Annotated in this window: 4 protein-coding genes; all 4 read left to right on the top strand. The window is 60.4% G+C overall.

Translation table 11 applies throughout. From position 1 onward, the window contains the following. Nucleotides 1–920: MutS-related protein (locus BG35_RS0108035; RefSeq protein WP_025782417.1), on the top strand; the 920-nt coding region annotated here is incomplete at its 5' end. Between the two features lie 291 nt (nucleotides 921–1,211). Continuing rightward, nucleotides 1,212–1,490 carry a hypothetical protein gene (locus BG35_RS0108030; protein ID WP_236619834.1) on the top strand — a complete coding sequence of 93 codons (279 nt, stop codon included), beginning with the start codon at nucleotides 1,212–1,214 and terminating at the stop codon, nucleotides 1,488–1,490. 93 nt (nucleotides 1,491–1,583) lie between these two features. Further along, on the top strand, nucleotides 1,584–2,159 hold the full coding sequence (locus tag BG35_RS0108025) for a hypothetical protein (protein ID WP_152535238.1): 576 nt from the start codon (nucleotides 1,584–1,586) through the stop codon (nucleotides 2,157–2,159). 280 nt (nucleotides 2,160–2,439) lie between these two features. Further along, on the top strand, nucleotides 2,440–2,763 hold the full coding sequence (locus BG35_RS0108020) for a hypothetical protein (protein WP_025782414.1): 324 nt from the start codon (nucleotides 2,440–2,442) through the stop codon (nucleotides 2,761–2,763). Nucleotides 2,764–3,279 lie beyond the last annotated feature (516 nt).

The following is a 3,279-nucleotide window of genomic DNA, read 5'->3' as shown; positions in this document are numbered from 1 at the left end:
AGCTGAAGGAGCGGGAGGGCCGCATCCTGTCCCTGCGCTCCCGCACGGCCCAGCGGGAATACGACCTGTTCTGCGCTCTACGCCAGCAGGTGGGGGAGCAGGCCGATCCCGTCCGCCAGCGGGCCGCAGCCGTGGCGGATCTGGATGCTCTGGCGGGGCTGGCGGAGTTGGCGGCCACCCACAACTACTGCCGTCCCCACGTGGACGACGGCCGCGCCATGGCCATCACCGCAGGCCGGCACCCGGTGGTGGAGCAAAACCTGGTGCAGGGCGCGTTTGTGGCCAACAACCTGGCCCTCGGCCAATCCCCGGGCGCCGACCTGATCATCCTCACCGGTCCCAACGCCAGCGGCAAAAGCTGCTACCTGCGCCAGACGGGCCTCCTCCAGCTTCTGGCCCAGATGGGCGGTTACGTGCCGGCCACTGAAGCGCACCTGGGCCTCTGTGACCGGATCTTCTCCCGGGTTGGCGCCGTGGACGACCTGGCAGCCGGGCAGTCCACCTTCATGGTGGAGATGAGCGAAACCGCCAACATCCTCCACCACGCCACGGATCGCTCCCTGGTGTTGCTGGACGAGATCGGGCGGGGCACCGCCACCTTCGACGGCCTGGCCATTGCCTGGGCCGTTGCCGAAGACCTGGCCACCCGCCTGGGGTCCCGCACCATCTTTGCCACCCATTACCACGAGCTCAACCACCTGGCCCAGCGTTTGCCCAACGTGGCCAATCATCAGGTGATTGTGGTTGAGGAAAACGACCAACTGGTGTTTCTCCATCAGGTGCGCCCGGGTGGCGCCGACCGCAGCTACGGCATTGAGGCCGCCCGCTTGGCGGGAATCCCCAACTCCGTGGTGCTGCGGGCCCGGCAGGTGCTCAGCACCATTGAGGCCAATAGCCACTTGGCGGTGGAGCCCGTATAAGCTGCCGTTGCAGGCCCAGGAACTTGACGCTGGCGGAAGCGCCTGCCGTGTGATGATCTCAGCCACAGTTTTCGCTTCCGCCGGGCCAGCCAATGACGAACAGCAGAGGGAAAGCCTGGAAAATCACCAAAGCCAAGCTCCCCCCCCAACCTGTCCTGGAAGGACTGCCTGGCCACAGTCTTGGCTTTTGCCACTGCTGCGGGTCCGGTTATGGCCCAGCCAGGCGCTGGCGCAAGCGCTTCAATCGAAGGATCGGAATAGGTGTCCAATGAACAATTTCAACCTCTTGCCGTGATCACTCGAGAGGACATTGAGACCTCCGGTCTAACAACCCTTAATGAATTGATCTCTGATCGTAGCAACTATAACAATTTCGGCCTATACCGCCCGCTGGTCCTTGGATACCGGATTCTGATCAACGGCCGCTATCCAGCCGGCTCCCTGGATCTGTTGCCGTTGTCGGCCGTTGAACGCATCGAGATCCTGAACAACGACACGGCAAACCGAATGATGGCGTTGCCGTTCCAGGAGCCATCAACATCGTGCTCCGCCGTGATTATGAAGGATTAGGCGGCGGCACTGGGCGGTCTCCCCCAGGCATTAAGCGGCGCAACCGGCCAGGCCAGCCTCCTCTGGGGCGCCGGCGTGGGGAGCGGACACCTGGTGGTGGGCGTTGACAGCGTTCACAAGGGCCAGATCCCAGCGGCTGACAGGGACTACAGCCGCTCCAAATGGTCTCCAGGCGGCCGCTTTGCGGAGACAGACGGCGTGTCTGTCGGCGGCAATACTGTCATCTTTCAGGATGAGGGCTGCCCAGTCGCCCGAGCATTGGGTGAGTGCCCCACAAGCCTTGGCTATACGGGCAGCCTGCAAAATCCTGGAGGCTTTAACGGCGAAGGCTGTGGCTTTGCTTATGGCAACATCGTCTGGAACACGGAGCAATTTAAGAGCAAGCGTGTTTTCGTCAATCTTGATTACCCCCTGGGTGATGCCGCATCCATTTATATTGATGGACGGCTGGCGTGGGCCGATACCGCGTTTCGCTATGCCCCGTCAGCGGGTCAATTTACCATTGCCAATCCGAGTGCAGAGCTGCTGGCAGCAGCGGGTGCGGATGCCGGACCACTGATTGTCAACCACCGTTTCCCGGGCCATGGTAACCGTGACTGGAAAGAAGATCCTAATCAACATGACGTGACGGTTGGCTTTCAGGGGGCACTGAAGGGCAACGTCAGATGAGATCTGTCTGTAAATTGCTATCGCCGTGAAGAACAGAAAACCGGTAACACCTTCGTGAGCGAGAGCCTGGCCGTTGCGGCCATTGAGGCAGGAGAGTACGATCTCACGAATCCACAATCAACCGACCCTGCCCACCAGGCCGCGATTCGCAGAATGACGTTGAGGTTCGACCGGGACGATGTAAAGGCAGGGGATCGAGTAAGTCAGGATTTGCCGAGGTGCAATTTCCACCGCTTCCCGACTGGACGATCTTGCTGGCCGCGCAGCTTGACGACCTACAATGACGTGGAAGGGTTCAAATTCACCGTCCCTCAGCAGCCTCCATGCCACCGATGCGGTCACGTATCCCTACATCTGTGACACGAAAACCTATGATGGAGCACTGACGAACTGTGACCGAACCCAGATCAAGACCATCTACGGCAGTAATTCCGACCTGATGCCAAGCAAGTCGAAAAACTGGAGCTTTGGCGGAATTGCGGAATTGGGCCACCTCTCCCTTGCTGCGGAGTGGTTCCGGGTTGAGAGTTCCGACCTGCCGGCCGGGCCGCCGCCCAGTCCATCGTTGACATGGAAGCCCGGCAAGGATCGTCAACCCTTGTGACCTGTCGAAGCGGTGTGATCACGGAAATCCGGAATTCCCTGGTCAACACCGCCGAATCCAGAGTGTCCGGCTTCAGCCTCAGCGGCCACAGGGATTGGAATACAGACATTGTGGACGTTGGTCTGAGTCCACTGGACTCACGTCACTGAAAGCGAATACAAGGTTGACGGTATGGTGCAGCCCGGTGATTTTCCCCAGGACCGTGTTCATGCCACGTTGCGCATAGGCTGCTGGGGCAACGTGACCGCTACCTGCCATACGCGAGCCGTTTCAGGCTAGGACACTGATCTGGGAACCGGACGGTTTGACCCATGGGGCGGCCATGACCTTACGCTGGAATTGCGGGATGTGTTTGACATGGAAGAGTTTGCACTGCAGGGCGGTGTGATCAACTTCACTGATCGCGGCCCTTCAGTGGATTCGGCTTTGGCCAAGCGACTCCAGAACTGCGGGGTCACTGCCGAATGCTCGGCAGTGACCAATGATCCGGGCAATCTGGAGCTGCTGGCCACCACA

This window comes from Candidatus Synechococcus spongiarum SH4 (genome assembly GCF_000586015.1).
GTDB lineage: Bacteria > Cyanobacteriota > Cyanobacteriia > PCC-6307 > Cyanobiaceae > Synechococcus_B > Synechococcus_B spongiarum_F.
The sequence above is the reverse complement of the archived record's forward strand: the minus strand, read 5'-3'. Positions and strand labels throughout refer to the sequence as shown.